Here is a 16,633-nt window from a genome sequence, read left to right as displayed (position 1 = left end):
GCCACAAAGGCGCCAAGACACCAAGGATGTTGTAGTGAGACTCTTGTTGTTCCGCCCGCTGTGTTGCGGAATCACGAACCTTGAGTTTTTAATTCAGGACAACATACTTGAACTATTCTTTGGAAGATGATTGGCAGGTAAGTACAAACATCCAATATACTATGACCAAAATTCAAAAGCTCCATTCTCCATATACCGAGAAATGGAGCTTTTGGTCTTATGGGAGATTGTGGTGGTTGATTTATGGTATAGCCGGCTACTGTACAAGGATAAAAAGTGCACCGTGCAATAGAATGGCAAGAAAATAAAATAGACTATTTAGGGAAAAGAAAAGTTCTCCCATCCAGGTTTTAACTGTTTCTTTTGCATTAGGTTGGTTAGTGGAACTTCCATTTAAGTCAAATAGCTGTTGATGCTTGTCTTCGATAATTTTAAAATAGGATTCAAGGCACCAGCAAACCATTAAGCACATAATGGATCCAATCACGAAACGGAGCTCCATGGTGAAGGCTGTGGCAAAAAGAAAAAGTACTATAGTGGCCGTAGCTATACTACGTGAAATAATGGCTCCTCTTCCTGCGCGGTCGATTTTTTTTAATTGTTCATCATAGTTGTAAAAATGCATTTTGTGTCGATCTAATGTTAGGGGGTTAATTTAATTTTACTGGCGATCGACCAAATTTCAAACATGATCAAAAACTGTCTTTAAATAGAAATTTAAGGATTTTTATTCCAGTCCCTAAAATTATCCCCCATCCCCTTTATGGGATTTAGGGGTGAAAACAGTAGATTTTTTTCAATTTGACGATTGTTTTCTCGGACACCAGTAATTTAGTATAACAAATCTACCAAACTGAAGCCTAACAAGAAATACCAATTTTGGGGTATTTTTTGATTTTATTTAATAAATTAATGTTGGTTAATAGCTGATTAGCTTATTTATTCCTTTTGTGCGCTATTATCAGGATAGACCATAACAGTTTTTAGACGATTTATACTGAGGTTTATAAAGTTAATTTTTTAGCAGACCCCTGGTGTTAGTAGAATATTTACAACCAAAATAACCATACTAACATGCAGCAAAGTTTTACTAAGCCAATTCTCAAGGCAGGATGCATCTGTCTCATGGTTCTTCTATGTTCGGGAGGACTGATTTTATCAAGTAAAGCACAGACAATAGCTTTTCCCGGGGCAGAGGGTGCCGGGCGAATGGCAGAAGGAGGCCGATATGGTGAAGTCTACATAGTCAACAACCTTAATGATTCCGGTCCTGGCTCCTTTCGGGATGCTGTAAGCGAACCCAATAGGATTGTAGTTTTTGAAGTAGGTGGCATTATCCACCTATCGTCCCGGATTATTGTATCAAACAATATCACCATCGCAGGGCAAACCGCTCCTGGAGATGGTGTAGTGATCTATGGTGACGGTATTACCTTTACCCAGGCGAGCAATACCATCGTTCGTTATCTTCGGGTAAGAATGGGGCGTTACGGTACCAGTGGAGCGGATGCCATGACCATGACCGATGATGCCAAAAACCTTATTTTCGATCATGTTTCTGCTAGTTGGGGAAGGGATGAGACCTTTTCGATTACGGGGCATGCAGACAGTATTACCATTCAGAACAGCATCATTTCCCAGGGGCTGGAGACGCACTCTTGTGGTGGTTTGCTGGAGCCTTCCGGTTTGATCAGTCTTTTCAGGAATCTTTATATCGATAATAACACCCGAAACCCAAAGGTGAAAAACCGCAATCAGTTCGTCAATAACGTCGTGTATAATTGGGGAAGAGGAGGAGGATACATCATGGGCGGATCCACGGCTGATTCCCGGGTAAATATCGTTAACAACTATTATATTGACGGCCCCAGTACCACCATCAGACCATTTTCCAGGGGGACGGAAACCTTCATCCCTTATGTAGAAGGCAATTACCATGATGGCAACTTGAACGGCACCTTGGACGGTGAGTTGGTGCCGCTTTCTGCTTACGAGGGGATTACCACTTTTGCGGATGTACCTTATGATTACCCATTTCCAGATGATGTGATGACTGCTCAGGAGAGCTATGATTTTGTGCTGGAGCATGTGGGAGCCAACTATCCGGTAAGGGACCAAGTGGATGAATTTTTGACGACAGAATTGACCAGTTTGGGACTGGAAGGCAAGTTGATCTCCAATGAAAGGGAGTTGCCGATGGGAGGTCCAGGGCAATTGTTTGGAGCACCTGCTCCATCAGATGGCGACCGAGACGGGATTCCTGATGACTGGGAAGCAGCGAACGGCCTGGATCCAAACGATCCATCCGATGCAATGCAGATCGCTTCTGACGGATATGCCAATATTGAGCATTATATCAATGGCTTACCGGATCAGGCGCCTGCTGAGTATTTAAAACCGATAACGGATATTTCCGCTAGTGATATAACCAGTTCATCCATGGCCCTGAGCTGGACCAATAATGATAGCAGCTACGAAGGGATCATTTTGTCCGTAACTGCCCAAGAAGGTGATGTTACTTTTTTGGATAGTCTTGGAGGGAATGTAACCCAATATGAAGTGACTGATCTTGAGCCGAATACCAGTTATCAATTTGAGCTTAGACCTTACCAAGCGGATTTGGAGGCCATTTCAGCTGTGTCATCGGCTTTCAAGACCATTCCCGTACCTTCAGCTCCTTCCGAACCCGTTAATGGCTATCCAGTGGATGAGGGGAGTTTTACGGATACTACCTTCGTGCAATTGACATGGTCGGGAAGTGAAAATACGGACTATTATGTGCTATATGCAGGTGAAGATGAAGATAATCTCCTTTTGCTTGATTCATTGGAAACCACAGCATACGAGTGGTCAGGACTTCAATCGGATACGGATTATTATTGGAGAGTGGATGCTGGCAATGAATTGGGACTTACTGAAGGACAGGTGTGGAGTTTTACGACCAGGCCGTATATCCCACGCGGCTTGGTGGGAGCTTGGTTAATGGATGCATCAGAGGGAACACTGGTGGGAGACAGTACCGATTTTGCCAATGATGGTGAGGTGAATGAACTCAATGATTATTCATGGATAACGGGAAAGGTCAATAATGCCCTGGACATGACCAATGCTGAAAATCCCTCACATGTGTTCATTCCACATGCCGACCAGTTATATTTTGATACTCATTCCTTTGCCATCTCCATGTGGCTTAAGTCCACAGATGGTTCCTCCCAATCATACCTGATCCATAAAGGAACATTCTCTGCCAATGAATCTACAGGAGGAACGGGACAGTGGTATGGTATCGAAATCAAAGATGGAGACCTTCGATTTGCAATTGATGATAACCATGACAAGACGCAGCTTTCGACGAGTGCTTCGCCGATTTTTACGGGTGAATGGGTGCATTTGGTAGCGATGAGGGATACGGAAGAGGATGTATTAAGATTGTACATCAATGGTGAGGAAATCAAAGAGGTCGGTGATGGGACTGATTTGAGTATTGGGCAGGAAGAACCTATCATCTTGGGCAATTCCAATGGCTTTGGCACACCTTTTAGAGGGAATATTGACGAAGTACGCTTGTATAACAAAAGCTTGTCTGCACAAGAGGTCTTGGAGCTTTACCATACGCTGCCAACCCCTATGAAGGCATTTTCTCCCTCACTTGGTGAAGGAGGTGTCTTAGAAGGTTTTGGGGATACAGTACAGGTTTCTTGGAACGGAGGGATAAATACAACTGGATACGAGGTTTACCTAGGCACTCATCCAGACAGTCTCATTTTACAAGGAACCGTTCCAGTAGAAACACCACAGTATGAAATTGAGGGTTTACAGGGACAAACCACCTATTTTTGGCGGGTGGATGCCATAGGTGCTAAAGGAACCACGAAAGGAGACATATGGTCTTTCCAAGCCGCAGCACCGGCTGGATTGGTGGGCTATTGGAAAATGGACGAAGCCAGCGGGACGCTAGTAGAGGATTACAGTAAATATGGTAAAGATGGTCAGTCACAAGGCTTCCAATCCACAGAACGTGTGCTGGGTAAATTTGGGCAGGCATATTTATTTGATGAGCCATCTGCCACGGCTTCTGTTGATATTGCACATGAAGATCATCTCTTGTTTGATGAAGTTTCCTTTACCATTTCCATGTGGATAAAAATAGCTGAAGACACCTATCGGTACGGCGACGGAAAAGATTGTTATTTGATTCATAAAGGCAGTTTTGCAGATAACTGGTACGGTATTCAGCTACGCGATGGAAGGTTGACATTTGGAATTGATGATGACCGTACCAAGACGACTGTCAGTACCTCTGTGGGCAATGGTAGTTCTCATCCGATCTTTACTGATGAATGGGTGCATTTGGTGGCCATAAGGGATAAGGATGACAGCGAAATTAGGTTTTATATCAATGGTGAGAAAACTGCAGAAACAGGTTATTCTACTGGTAAGATAGGCAAGGCCAGCCCGGTACGGTTGGGGAATTCAGATGAAAACAAACCTTATCGCGACTTGATGGATGATGTGAGACTATATAATTATGTCTTGGATGAAGCTGAAATAGCGGCATTATACCATGCATTTCCAAAACTCGAAGTACATTATAAAAATGGAGATGCTTCATCTCCTGCCAATAACCAAATTAAACCCTATCTAAAACTGGTCAATATGGATACTATGGCAGTTGATTTGGGTAATATTACAGCGAGGTATTGGCTGACTGCCGAACAAATGAATGATATCCAAACAAGAATTGATTATGCTAGTTTGGGCAATGAACAGGTGTCCATGGATTATATAATGCTAGATGAGCCGAGGGAAGGTGCTTTTGGATATGTGGAATATGGTTTTGCCGAAGGAAATGTAATAGCCCTCGATGGAAATTCAGGAGAGATCAAGTCCGCCATCCACGATGATGACTGGTCAGTTATGGATGAAACCAATGATTACTCCATGTCGCCTGCTTCTACCTATATTGTGCATGATAAGATTACCCTTTATGCGGATGACAATCTGATATGGGGGAAAGAGCCGCAGCCCGTTTCTGTGGAACAAGATGCCGCGGTAATGGCCAAGAATGATTCGTCCAATGATAATACTATCAAGAAGGCTTTTAATCTCAAAAACACTGGAAACGTGCCATTGGATTATGAAGGTATTAGCATTCGTTATTGGTTTACCAAAGACGGTGGGGGAGCCCTGAAGTTTTGGAAGGATTATGCAGCGCTGGGAAAGGAAAATCTTCACGGTGCTTTTATGGCACTTGGAGCACCTACCGCTACTGCAGACCATTATGTGGAAATAACCTTTGATGCCTCATTAGGCCAACTAGCCCCATTGAGTGAAACCGAGGAAATAAAAGTGCGGATAACGAAGACGGATTGGACGGATTTTGAACAGGAAAACGATTATTCAAATCATTCTGAAAGTGGCTGGGTACTTCAAGAGCAAATCGCCGTTTTTTATTATGGCAAATTGATGTTTGGTATGGAACCCGATAGTGAAAATGCTGCTGCTACTGCTGCGCTAAGGACCAATCTTACCAATGAAGAAAGCTCTGCAAGAGTGGATCAAACAGCAGAACTTGCGACCATTAAAGTATATCCCAATCCTACCCAAGGAAAGCTCCAGCTAGAAGTAGGCGCCTCGGCAGAAGAACCTGTTGAAGTCAGTATCTATGATGCCAATGGTGTGTTGATGGTCAATAGAACCCTTGAGGAGTCGACCTCCAACTGGGACATCAGCAGTTATGCATCTGGGATCTATTTTGTATATATCAACCAATCTGGCCTAAGGACAGTGTATAAGGTCATTAAGGAGTAGGAGAGGTACCTAACTGAAGTTTGAGAAATTTTCATCAGTAACCATCAAAAAACCGAAGAGTCACGTTTGATACTCTTCGGTTTTTTGATGGTTATTTTTGCCTATTAAGCAAACAAAGTCAAGTAAGATTATTGCGGGGTTAGGGTTACTGTCTTATTAGAATACAAAGATGAGGGGGACAATAAGCCGCTAATATGACGGTATAGCCCCTCCTTTGCTTTTAAAGTCCCTTGGTAGCTGAGGTGATTAATGTCTCGGTAGAGAATGTCCTTTTTATCAATTACCCAAATTCCTTTCTGTTGATTTTTATAAATATCGTAAGAATTAAAGACGGAAGCTGATTTATATTTTTCAGCCATTTTATACAGTCTCTTGTTGTAAGCGTTTACAGAACTTGGCATGAATTCATCAATGTACTGGTTTTCATCGTTTGGTCTATATCCAAAATAGATCAAAAGCGGTGTGAGCTGTCTTTTGGGCGGTATAGCCAAAAGAGGAGGTTGGTTGATTAGGAGTACCTTTGCGCCAGTTTCCGTTGAATACCTGATAAAATCTTCGATGTATGACATTTGCTCGTCAGTTCGGGGATAGGAGCCTGTAAGTCTGTTGGTGATAATGACTAATTTGGCATCATCGATTGATTTCAGGACATTTTCTCCATAGGCTCTGGCTTGCTCATCGGTGAAACTATTGATAGCAGGCATTTGGGCTGGTAACTTCCCATCTTTAATTGGAAAATGCATAAACATACCATCGCCCACATAAAACGTTGTCTTGGTCTTTAGGCTGTCGGATATTTCATTAAGAACTTTTCCCCAACCACATCCATGTGAATCTCCAATGACCACTATTTCAGGATTTTCTATTTCAGGATTGCCGATTATCAACCCTCCTTTATTATATTCTGGTGATTTTCTCGATGTTAGGTAGTGATTTACTTTCATGTCCTTATCGTCTACCTCTATACTATCAGAACGTTTGTGAAACAATTCAGGGTTGATGCTGTAATAGTTGAAATAATGATCTACATAATTGAAAGGAGCTTGGAGGTCTTTGAATATCACCTGCATGTATAGTCCACCAAAGCAAAGTATCGTAATTGCCAGTCCACCGACCAATTTTGCTGCATTATTGTAATGATGGGTTCGTTCCTCTATCAAATAATAGGAAAGAATGGAAAATATGGTGGTTAGAAGTATAATTAGAACAGATGAGACTGTTTCAGAAATTGCATATTTGATGGAAAGGTATTTGTGAAAGAGAACACAAAATGGCCAGTGCCACAAATACAGGGAGTATGAAATTTTTCCAATAAATACAATCGGCTTATTGCTGAGGATTTTTCCTGCAAAAACCTCATTATTAGCAAAGAAGATAAATAGACCAGTTCCAACAGTAGGTAATAACGCAATCAAACTCACATCACCATCCGTAGGAATGAGGTAAGATGATACGATTAGCATCAGCCCGATCAGGGAACAAATCGCTTTTGTTTTTTGGTCATATTTTTCTCGATGTCCAGCTTTCACCAAGAGTGCCGTAATACAACCTATGCCAAGTTCCCAAGCTCTAGATGGGATCATGTAAAAGGTTACGGAATTACTTGAAAGCGCATTGAATGGGAAAGCTTTCATCTCAAAAAACACACCATAACAATATAGTCCAAAGCTCAGTATCACAATGGCAATTACCCATTTGAGAAATGGTTGTCCCCATTTATGGAGCAAAAAAAGTATCAGAGGATATGCCAAATAGAACTGTTCTTCTACGGATAATGACCAGGCATGGAGAAAGAAGGAAGTTTCTGCTCTACCTCCCCAATAATCACCTAAATTGATATAAGCATTAAAGTTTGCCACAGAGAATAACGCAGCAAATCCATCCAGTACCATATACTTGATATCACCTTCATAAATTAAAAAAGGAAAGACTAAAAAACAGAAGAGGATGACTCCGATGAGAGCGGGCATGATACGCCTTACCCGTCTTAGCCAAAAGTCTTGAAATGTAAATTTACCTGAATCTAAGTTTTTGACGATAATGGAAGTGATTAGGTAACCTGAAATGACAAAAAAAACATCTACACCATAAAAGCCTCCTGTAATCCAGCTTAGGCCTAGATGAAACAAAATAACCGGTACAACTGCAATAGATCTTAATCCATCAATTTCAGGACGGTATTTTATGGAGCTCATATGACATTATTTAGTAGGTGGTTGTATTGATTTATACTTATAATTTGAGTTGGTAAGTGTTTTATTTTTTGAATTATAATTCGATTAAAATGTTTTATAAATGTATAAAAACGAATTTTATAACAAGTTACTAAATAATTGTAATAAAGCAAATAACCCTTTTTAAGTAGTTTTACTATTGTGTGATTAATAAATAATTATTTATGTGACCAAGACTTATTACTAATAATGACTATCGGTAATTTTACACGTAGCGGTACAATTACAAAATTCGATTTGGAAAGTTAAGGAAGTCCCTTGGTGAGACTGGTTTAAGATAAATGAGCAGGCCGTTCATTTTCAGGCCGGAGCAGTTTTCTTAAATTAAATTGGGTAACGTATTGTCCTCACTGGAAAACTTGTCCTTCCCAATTTAAAGGGCTCACCATCGGACTGGATTTTTGGTCCTTTTCATCAATGGAAATGCGAAGCATTCATGAAGCTCTCTGAAAATCAGTCCAATACCTGAATAAAAAGTAGGAAAGATTAATATAGCAAAAACAGTATTGAATTTGGTTACGCGCAACATTGCGAATACACATTTTACTAATTGCCCAACTTATCATATAAAAGCTCTCCATCATTTTTTTTGTTCATAGAATGCTAAGTATTTATTAGTAGTACCAGTAGCTGGTTTTGATTATGAAGGAGTTATCTATTGGTAGAAAGGGTTTATATAAAATTGTTACAGATATGGATGGTAAGCTTGAGAGAGTTAGGAGTTTTCTATTGAAATTATAAACCTATTGATAAAATATATTTAAAATCATTCTAAATAATTTAGATGTTACGGTTTTGCAGCTTACTTTTGTTCTTAATTAAAATTAATCTAAATAAGATAAATGAAACGAATTGTACTTGTCTTGATTTTACTAGGGATTGGCCAATTGGTGATGGCTCAATCTAGAGGAACTATCAATGGATATGTTAAGAATGAAGCAGGCAAACCTTTACCTTATGCTTCTGTAATTTTAGAAGGGACTTCTTATGGAGCCGCATCCGGTGAGGATGGACGTTTTGAATTTTCGGCTCCTGCTGGTAGCTATACCTTGGATATCTCTGCCGTAGGTCATGCCACAGTGTACAAGCGCATTATTGTGCAGAATGGACAGTCCACCGCGCTCGGCACCATTATCCTGAAAGAAACAGAGTCTGAACTGGGAGAAGTAACCGTTACAGGTGAAAGAAGTGAATATAAAGTAGACGAGCCATCAGGAAGTCTTCGCTTAAATGAAGAATTGATCGAAGTACCACAGAATATCCAGGTGGTCACAGCGCAGGCCTTAAAAGATCAGCAGGTAATCGATATGAGTGATGGGGTATTGCGAAATGTAAGTGGTGCTACGCGTTTAGAGCACTGGGGAAACCTCTATGCCCGTGTAAATATGCGTGGATCTCGCGCTGGAGCCTTCAGAAATGGCATGAACGTAACCTCAAACTGGGGGCCTTTGAATGAAGACATGAGTTTTGTGGAAACTATTGAGTTTGTAAAAGGTCCTGCAGGATTTATGATGTCCAATGGTGAGCCTAGTGGCATTTACAATGTCGTAACCAAAAAGCCAACAGGGGTAAGCCGAGGGGAAGTAAATTTAACAATGGGAAGCTATGACTTGTACAGGGGAACCCTGGACTTGGACGGTAAATTGAGCAAGGATGGAAAACTCCTTTATCGCCTGAACGTCATGGGGCAGACCCAGAATTCCTTTCAAGATTACACCTTCACTGATCGATATAGCGTGGCTCCTGTGCTAAGCTATCAGCTGGACGAAAAAACGAAATTGACCCTTGAGTATGTTTACCAGCATGTAAATATGTCAAATGTGGGTTCTGCCTATGTGTTCTCCACAGAGGGATATGGTATTTATGACCAAAGTTTTACCATTGCAGAGCCTGGTTTGGATCCTACCAAAATCGATGACCACAGTGTCATGGCCAATTTACAGCATGATATCAGTGACAATTGGAAAGTGACTGCACAATTGGCTTATTTTAATTATCAACAGGAAGGAAGCTCCATGTGGCTGAATTCTGTGGATGAAGAGGCCAATCTTGTCCGGTACGTATCAATATGGGATGCTTTGAATGAAAATGCTTTTGGGCAAGTCTATGTAAATGGTGAGGTGAAAACCGGTGCTGTAAATCACAGGATTTTGGCAGGATTTGATGTCGGAACAAAAGAATACATCGCTGATTGGAGTCAATCGCACCAGTTGGATTCTGCCAATGGTGGGTATTTTAATATGAACAATCCAGTTTATGGTGTACCTGTAAACGGTCTTCCGCAATTTAATCGTAGTAAGAGTTTGAGACAAAGAGCCAATACTACTGCTATTACCCAGTCTTACAGTGGTTTTTATGTTCAGGATGAGCTGGGATTCTTTGACAATGCCCTACGCTTGACGTTGGCAGGTAGATATACTTATGTTAACCAAAATTCCTATGGCGCCGTAGATGAGGATAGCAGAATTACGCCAAGAGTTGGTTTGAGCTATTCTATTGATGATCAAACATCGGTTTACGCCCTATATGATCAGGCATTTGTTCCTCAGACAGGGGTGTTGAAAAGTGGAGATCCTGTAAAACCAATCACTGGAAATAATGTAGAATTTGGTGCAAAGAGGGAATTCTTCAACGGAAAATGGAGTACTGGACTGTCACTCTACAGGATTTTTAAGAATAACCAAATGGTTTCCGATCCGGAAAATCCAACAGCCCAATACTCTCTTTTGACCCAGACCACAACTCAAGGCGTGGAATTTGATGCAAGGGGAGAGATTATTCCGGGATTGATCGTAACTGCAAACTATGCTTATACTGATTCTGAAATTACCGATGATGAGCGGACTGGAGAATTTTCTCAGGTGGGAAGTCCAGTACCAGGATTTGCCAAGCACATTGCCAATGGCTGGTTAACCTATTCCATCCAAAATGGAGTCCTTGAAGGTTTTGGTGTTTCAGCTGGATTTACTTATCAGGCTGATAGAACCACTTGGAACTGGCCTGGTGATAACCAATTGGCCCTCCCAAATTACTTCAAGCTTGACGGTGGATTGTCTTGGGAAAATGAAAACCTGACCATTCGCGCCAATGTATTTAATATCTTGAACGAGTATCTCTATTCAGGTTCTGCTTATGCTGCTTATTATTATTACCAAGCAGAAGCCCCAAGAAATGCTCGTCTAAGTGTAGGGTTTAAATTCTAAATTTAGGGTACCTGTCCTTTCGGGTGTTAGCCGCCTGAAAGGACAGGAAATTCCCGTAGTTTTTATATAAATATTGAACAAAAAATTAAGTCCTGTGTGGTTATGTTCTGCGCAATCGGGTACATGCAAGTAACTTGTGAACCTTACCACATCAGGCACCAATTGGATTTTTTATCAAACTGAAGATCGCATGAATTACTGTAATCCGGAAGTCATATTGATGAAGAACAATTTTATCCTGACCAGATGTGAGCATTGTGGAAGGATAGGATTGATGTACGGCCAGTGCATGTTGAGTTTTAGTAAGGTGGATTTTACCGGGTTTTGTCGCTACATTGATGATTTATCATTTGAAGGCGACCATAGTCCGTTTTATGATGGAGTGGACAGGATCGTGATCGAAACCTATCACATGGATATCCAGTTTACCCTAATGGAAGAAGAGTTCTATAGATTAAAGAGTTGCCTTAGCGACGCTCAGGTGCAGTTTCAGATTGAGGATTTATTAAAAAAATAACTTAAAAAGACAATTAAAAAGATGAAAACGAAATTTAGTATTCTATTTGCCTTGGCGATTTTTGCCAACCTTGGATTGGCCACGGCGCATGCCTTATGGATCGAAACAGCAGTGGATGGCAAAAAAGGCAAGGAACAACAAGTGAAAATCTTTTATGGTGAATACGGAGAAGGGGTGATCGAAAAGGTGGATGATTGGTACTCGGACGTGAAAGAATTTGAGTTATGGCTGATCGATCCCCAAGGAAATAAGACGCTATTGGAAACTTCACCATCTTCGGATCACTTTAATGCTAGCTTTACACCAAGCATGGACGGTGTATATCGACTTCAGATTGGCCATTCAGCCAAGGATTTAGGAGGTGAATATATTTATCAGTTCAATACCGCTTCCCAAGTGTGGGTGGGTAAAGCTAAAGAAACTTCAGTAGAAGGTCCGAAAACGGATTTGGCCTTGGTGATGACTTCGCCTGATAAAGGGGGACTCAAAAACCCACTTCACTTCAAAGTCCTGTTTAAAGGTGAAGCCAAAGAAGGCGTAACAGTGGCAGTGGATGGTCCTACTGGTTGGTCCAAGGAATATACAACAGACACCAATGGCGAAATAGTAGTAGAAACGCCATGGAAAGGCCAATATATCGTAGAGGCAGTGGATACGGAAGAAACATCCGGTGAGCATTTTGGTGCTTCTTATGAATTTATCTGGCGATGTGCCACACAAAGTATTAAAAAATAGGTTTGTAATTTTTTTATCTGACTGACTAATAGCAACCCCGCTAGTGTACCAAAAAAGTAGGCTGGCGGGGATTTTTTCTGATGACCAAAGTGTTGATTTAGGGACAGAGGGCTAGTTTATTCCCCAATTTTTGTTTATATCCCTATTTCGAGAGCTGGGAGAGCACTCTTGTGAGTGCCCTACGATTAAAGGGCTTTCTGAGCACTGCATCAAATCCCAATTTTAGTATTTCATCCTTACTGTTTTCGGAGGCGGTCATGCAGATAAATGAGGCTGAATGGATCCCGCTTTCTTTTAGATAACCAAGCAGTTCTGCGCCGTCGGTTTCTCCTAAGACCAAATCTATGAATATCAGTTCAGGCTGGACTTGGGAAAGGCAATCTAAGGCACTTTTAAAAGATAAGGATGTTTTTACGGAAATGCCTTCTTTTTCAAGCATGGCAGTAGTAATCTTCTGGACGAGGGGATCATCATCTACCAACAGGGCTCGCGTGCCTTCAAACTGGTGAGTTAGTTGTTCCTTCTTGGTATGAGGAGCTGTTTCCGTAGGCTCCATCGCAAGATCAAAATAAAAAATAGCACCAGTGTCAGAAGCTGATGGCTTTGACAAATGCAGCTCACTTCCCAAATTGTTTAGGATCATATTAGAAATGGCCAGCCCAAGTCCTGTTCCATTTTTATTATGGCTTTCCGAGGAATGTCCGTAAGCTTCGAAAATACTAGTTTCCTTACCTTCTGGAATTCCAGAACCGGAATCTTCGACGGTAAATCGAAACATGGGATGTCCATCGCTGTTCGTTGAAGTAGTCTGCTTACATTCAAGCCTAATGTACCCTGAATCAGTAAATTTTAAGGCATTATTGATTAGATTGGAAAGGACTTGCTTTAGCCTTAAATTATCCACTAAAACATATTCAGCCCCCACCTCTATATTGACTTCAAGGTCCAATGATTTTTGGGCTGCCAGAGGTGCAAAAAGGGTCTTTAATTCATCTAGAATGGTATGGACACTGGCTGGTTTGAGCTTTATGTCAAAAGCAGCGCTTTTAAGTTTGGAATAATCCAGGACATCATTTATTAGATTCATCAAAATTCTCTCTGTATGAATCAGGTGATCCACCAAGGATTTTTGATCATCGGAAAGTGGGGTGTCCTGCAGCTGTTCTGTAAGCCCGATAATGCCATGAAGGGGTGTTCTTATCTCATGGCTTACCAGCGATAAGAGTTTCAGTTTGGCGGTATTGTCCTGCTTATTAAAGTTGTTTTTGCTCATTCAATTCTTACGGTTTAAATATTAATCCGGCAAGAACCCTTTGAATGTTTATAAATGGGGTGGTGAAGTGCCTTCATTTTGTGAAATGAATAATTCTATTTTAAAGGTTTGAGGTACTGTTGATTACCATAATCCAAGATGTAATAAAAAAGTTGATTTACCACGTGATTTAACTCATTTTTTAAAACAGTATTCTACTGAAGATACATTTATAATCTTGACTGGTTTCCTTTTGTTAATTGAGATTAAGGATGTTATACTTTTTGAAGACCTGTTGACATCAAAAGCTCCTTGAAGAAATGAACTTTTAAAAAGTGGTCCAAAAAGGACAGCTAATTGTATTAATTAGCTGAATTGTGCTGGGTTACCTATATTTATATTATCTTTAAATGGTAAGAAGTCGAAAATATTTATCTTCGTATTCTGACGAAATGAAAATTTGCCAATAGCTTGAAATTACTAAACATATTGCCCAATAATAACTTTATACCTCCAATGAGAAGTTTCTTTCTGTTTTTAATAGTATTGTCCAAATTGATTTTGCCTGCAAAAGGCCAACCCGAACAACAGCCAAATATCATTTTCATATTGGTCGATGATTTGGGGTATGGCGACATAGGGGTTTTCTTCCAAAATGAACGAAAAGGGCGAAATGACAGAAGTGAGCCTTGGATTATGACACCGCATTTGGATAATATGGCTCAAGAAGGTGCCATGATGACCGATCATTATACAGCAGCGCCTGTATGTGCTCCTTCCAGGGCTTCCATCCTGATGGGAGTAAACCAAGGTCATGCGCATGTGCGTGATAACCAGTTTGACAAAGAAATAGGCGAAAACCATACGATGGCCGATGTTCTAAAAGCAGCCGGTTATGCAACCGTAGCAGTGGGGAAATGGGGACTTCAAGGTAAGGGAGAAGGGCCAGATTGGCCCACTCATCCGCTGAAAGTCGGATTTGACCAGTATTTTGGTTATATCAGGCACGGAGATGGCCATGAGCATTATCCAGTAGAGGGAGTGTACAGGGGGAGTAAAGAGGTTTATCATAACTATGAAATCGTAGAGGGATTGGATAAGTGCTATACAGGAGATCTGTTTACTGCGAGGGCAAAGGATTATATCATCAAACACCAAGAGAAAAATTCCCAGCAACCATTTTTTATGTATTTGGCATATGATACCCCGCATGCAGTGATAGAACTGCCTACACAGGGTTATCCTGATGGTGGGGGACTGAACGGCGGCGTCCAGTGGCTAGGGACTGAAGGGAACATGATCAATACCGCTACAGGAGAAGTAGATTCCTTTATCTATCCCGAATTTGCAGAAGCTACCTATGATCATGACAAAGATCCATCCACCGTGGAGGTGCCCTGGCCGGACACCTATAAGCGCTATGCGACCGTTAATAGAAGGATAGATGATCAGGTGGGGGATTTGATGAACCTGTTGGAGGATTTAGAGATTTCTGAAAATACCCTAGTGGTGTTTACTTCTGACAATGGACCTTCCAGGGAATCTTATCTACCACAGGAATATGTAGCGTATACGCCCGAGTTTTTTAACAACTTCGCTTATTTTGATGGTATAAAACGTGATGTATATGAGGGAGGGCTTAGAACGGCCACCATCGCCCACTGGCCGGAGCACATCAAAGCGGGCACCGTGGTGAATTCACCCAGTATTTCATACGATTGGATGGCGACTTTTGCTGATGCCGCAGGAGCTCCTGTGCCGATCAGGACCGATGGTGTTTCGTTGTTGCCGTCTTTGACCGGAAAGGGAAAACAGGAGGCAAGCCAGATTTATGTGGAATATGCACAGGGAGGAAAAGTACCGGAATATGCAGAATTTCTGGAGGCACATCAAGGAAAAAAGCGTGGACAGATGCAGATGCTTAGACAGGGAAATATGGTAGGAGTCCGCTACAATATAAAAGGGCATGGGGATGACTTTGAGATTTATGAGGTGACCAAAGATCCTCAGCAGGGAAATGATCTTGCGGCCGATAATGAGGCCTTGCAGACCACCTTCAAAGCAACAGTACTACGTAATCGAATCATCGACAAGCAAGCTCCCCGACCATATGATGAAGCACTGGTCCCGTCCATGGTAGTGGACAAACCCAAAAACGGGCTGGTAGCCAAAACCTATAGCGTAAACAGCGCATGGATTCCCAAAGTATCCTTGAAGGCTGTTTCGAGTAAAAAAGTTAAGAGTTTAGCCATTAATAAGGTGTCGACAAAAGGTAATTTGGTCATGTGGCAGGGGTATTTGGCTGTTCCAGAAGATGGGAAATATACCTTTTCAGCAGATAGGGGAAGGAGTCACTTTTTTATGAGGATTCATGATATTGGAGTATTGGATGGAAACTATGCTACAGACCATTCTCCTGAAGGCACCGTTCACCTCCAAAAAGGGCTGCATCCAGTAAAAATTTACTATCTCAAGGAAACAAGAAATACACCTTTAAACCTTTTTTGGACTGATGCTGATGGAAATAAGCAGGAAATACCTGCTGGGGCCTGGTATCGATGAATAAGATATGATTATTTGTTCATTTCGAACTCTATTAGCATTGAAATAGGGCAGGAAAGGGCGTGGCAACTCGCTGCGGCGAGTTGCCACGCCCTTTCTGCAAATCCTATCCTACGTCCTGTCTGAAGCCAAAGGCAGGCTCGCAGTGACGGTATTTAAAATCGAGCTCAGGTTATTAATAACATTGAGGGATTGCTTTGGGGCAGTAGCGGTTTTCAAACCGAGTCTGTTAACGGTATTGACTATCTATTCCTAATTTTATTCCTTGGCATATGGGACTGACCAGTTGGATAAATTCAACAAAAAAAACACTAAAATA

The 16,633-nt window shown here is 41.4% G+C and carries 8 protein-coding genes; 5 read left to right on the top strand and 3 right to left on the bottom strand.

Translation table 11 applies throughout. The annotated features are described in order from the left end of the window. Positions 1-256: 256 nt before the first annotated feature. Entirely contained in the window at positions 257-625 is a 369-nt protein-coding gene (locus FKX85_RS16445) for a hypothetical protein (protein ID WP_141615774.1), read from the bottom strand. A gap of 449 nt (positions 626-1,074) precedes the next feature. Between FKX85_RS16445 and FKX85_RS16440 the strand changes: the two genes are divergently transcribed. Next, positions 1,075-5,811 carry a LamG-like jellyroll fold domain-containing protein gene (locus tag FKX85_RS16440; protein WP_141615773.1) on the top strand — a complete coding sequence of 1,579 codons (4,737 nt, stop codon included), beginning with the start codon at positions 1,075-1,077 and terminating at the stop codon, positions 5,809-5,811. A gap of 128 nt (positions 5,812-5,939) precedes the next feature. On the opposite strand, the gene FKX85_RS16435 is transcribed toward FKX85_RS16440, so the two are convergent. Continuing rightward, complete coding sequence (locus FKX85_RS16435) at positions 5,940-8,006, bottom strand: acyltransferase family protein (protein ID WP_141615772.1); 2,067 nt, start codon at positions 8,004-8,006, stop codon at positions 5,940-5,942. A gap of 881 nt (positions 8,007-8,887) precedes the next feature. On the opposite strand from FKX85_RS16435, the gene FKX85_RS16430 reads away from it, so the two are divergent. From FKX85_RS16430 to FKX85_RS16420, 3 genes are all read left to right on the top strand, one after another. After that, positions 8,888-11,248 (top strand): TonB-dependent receptor, encoded by a 2,361-nt coding sequence (locus tag FKX85_RS16430; RefSeq protein WP_141615771.1) that lies wholly within the window; start codon positions 8,888-8,890, stop codon positions 11,246-11,248. Between the two features lie 190 nt (positions 11,249-11,438). Next, positions 11,439-11,765, top strand: coding sequence for a DUF6686 family protein (locus tag FKX85_RS16425; RefSeq protein ID WP_141615770.1), 327 nt, complete (start codon positions 11,439-11,441; stop codon positions 11,763-11,765). A 21-nt stretch (positions 11,766-11,786) separates the two neighbouring features. Further along, positions 11,787-12,500, top strand: a complete 714-nt coding sequence (locus tag FKX85_RS16420; RefSeq protein WP_141615769.1) for a DUF4198 domain-containing protein — start codon at positions 11,787-11,789, stop codon at positions 12,498-12,500. Positions 12,501-12,642: 142 nt separating this feature from the next. On the opposite strand, the gene FKX85_RS16415 is transcribed toward FKX85_RS16420, so the two are convergent. Next, positions 12,643-13,773, bottom strand: a complete 1,131-nt coding sequence (locus tag FKX85_RS16415) for an ATP-binding protein (RefSeq protein ID WP_141615768.1) — start codon at positions 13,771-13,773, stop codon at positions 12,643-12,645. Between the two features lie 495 nt (positions 13,774-14,268). Between FKX85_RS16415 and FKX85_RS16410 the strand changes: the two genes are divergently transcribed. Further along, complete coding sequence (locus FKX85_RS16410) at positions 14,269-16,314, top strand: sulfatase-like hydrolase/transferase (RefSeq protein WP_141615767.1); 2,046 nt, start codon at positions 14,269-14,271, stop codon at positions 16,312-16,314. The last annotated feature ends 319 nt before the right edge of the window (positions 16,315-16,633 follow it).

The organism is Echinicola soli (assembly GCF_006575665.1).
Taxonomy (GTDB): domain Bacteria; phylum Bacteroidota; class Bacteroidia; order Cytophagales; family Cyclobacteriaceae; genus Echinicola; species Echinicola soli.
Note: the sequence above shows the minus strand (reverse complement) of the source record. Positions and strands in the feature narration are given on the sequence as shown.

What these genes read in the sequence shown, in the direction of transcription:
- FKX85_RS16445 (WP_141615774.1), bottom strand. Translation starts at nt 625, where the DNA reads ATGCATTTTTACAACTATGATGAACAATTAAAAAAAATCGACCGCGCA.
- FKX85_RS16440 (WP_141615773.1), top strand. Translation starts at nt 1,075, where the DNA reads ATGCAGCAAAGTTTTACTAAGCCAATTCTCAAGGCAGGATGCATCTGT.
- FKX85_RS16435 (WP_141615772.1), bottom strand. Translation starts at nt 8,006, where the DNA reads ATGAGCTCCATAAAATACCGTCCTGAAATTGATGGATTAAGATCTATT.
- FKX85_RS16430 (WP_141615771.1), top strand. Translation starts at nt 8,888, where the DNA reads ATGAAACGAATTGTACTTGTCTTGATTTTACTAGGGATTGGCCAATTG.
- FKX85_RS16425 (WP_141615770.1), top strand. Translation starts at nt 11,439, where the DNA reads ATGAATTACTGTAATCCGGAAGTCATATTGATGAAGAACAATTTTATC.
- FKX85_RS16420 (WP_141615769.1), top strand. Translation starts at nt 11,787, where the DNA reads ATGAAAACGAAATTTAGTATTCTATTTGCCTTGGCGATTTTTGCCAAC.
- FKX85_RS16415 (WP_141615768.1), bottom strand. Translation starts at nt 13,773, where the DNA reads ATGAGCAAAAACAACTTTAATAAGCAGGACAATACCGCCAAACTGAAA.
- FKX85_RS16410 (WP_141615767.1), top strand. Translation starts at nt 14,269, where the DNA reads ATGAGAAGTTTCTTTCTGTTTTTAATAGTATTGTCCAAATTGATTTTG.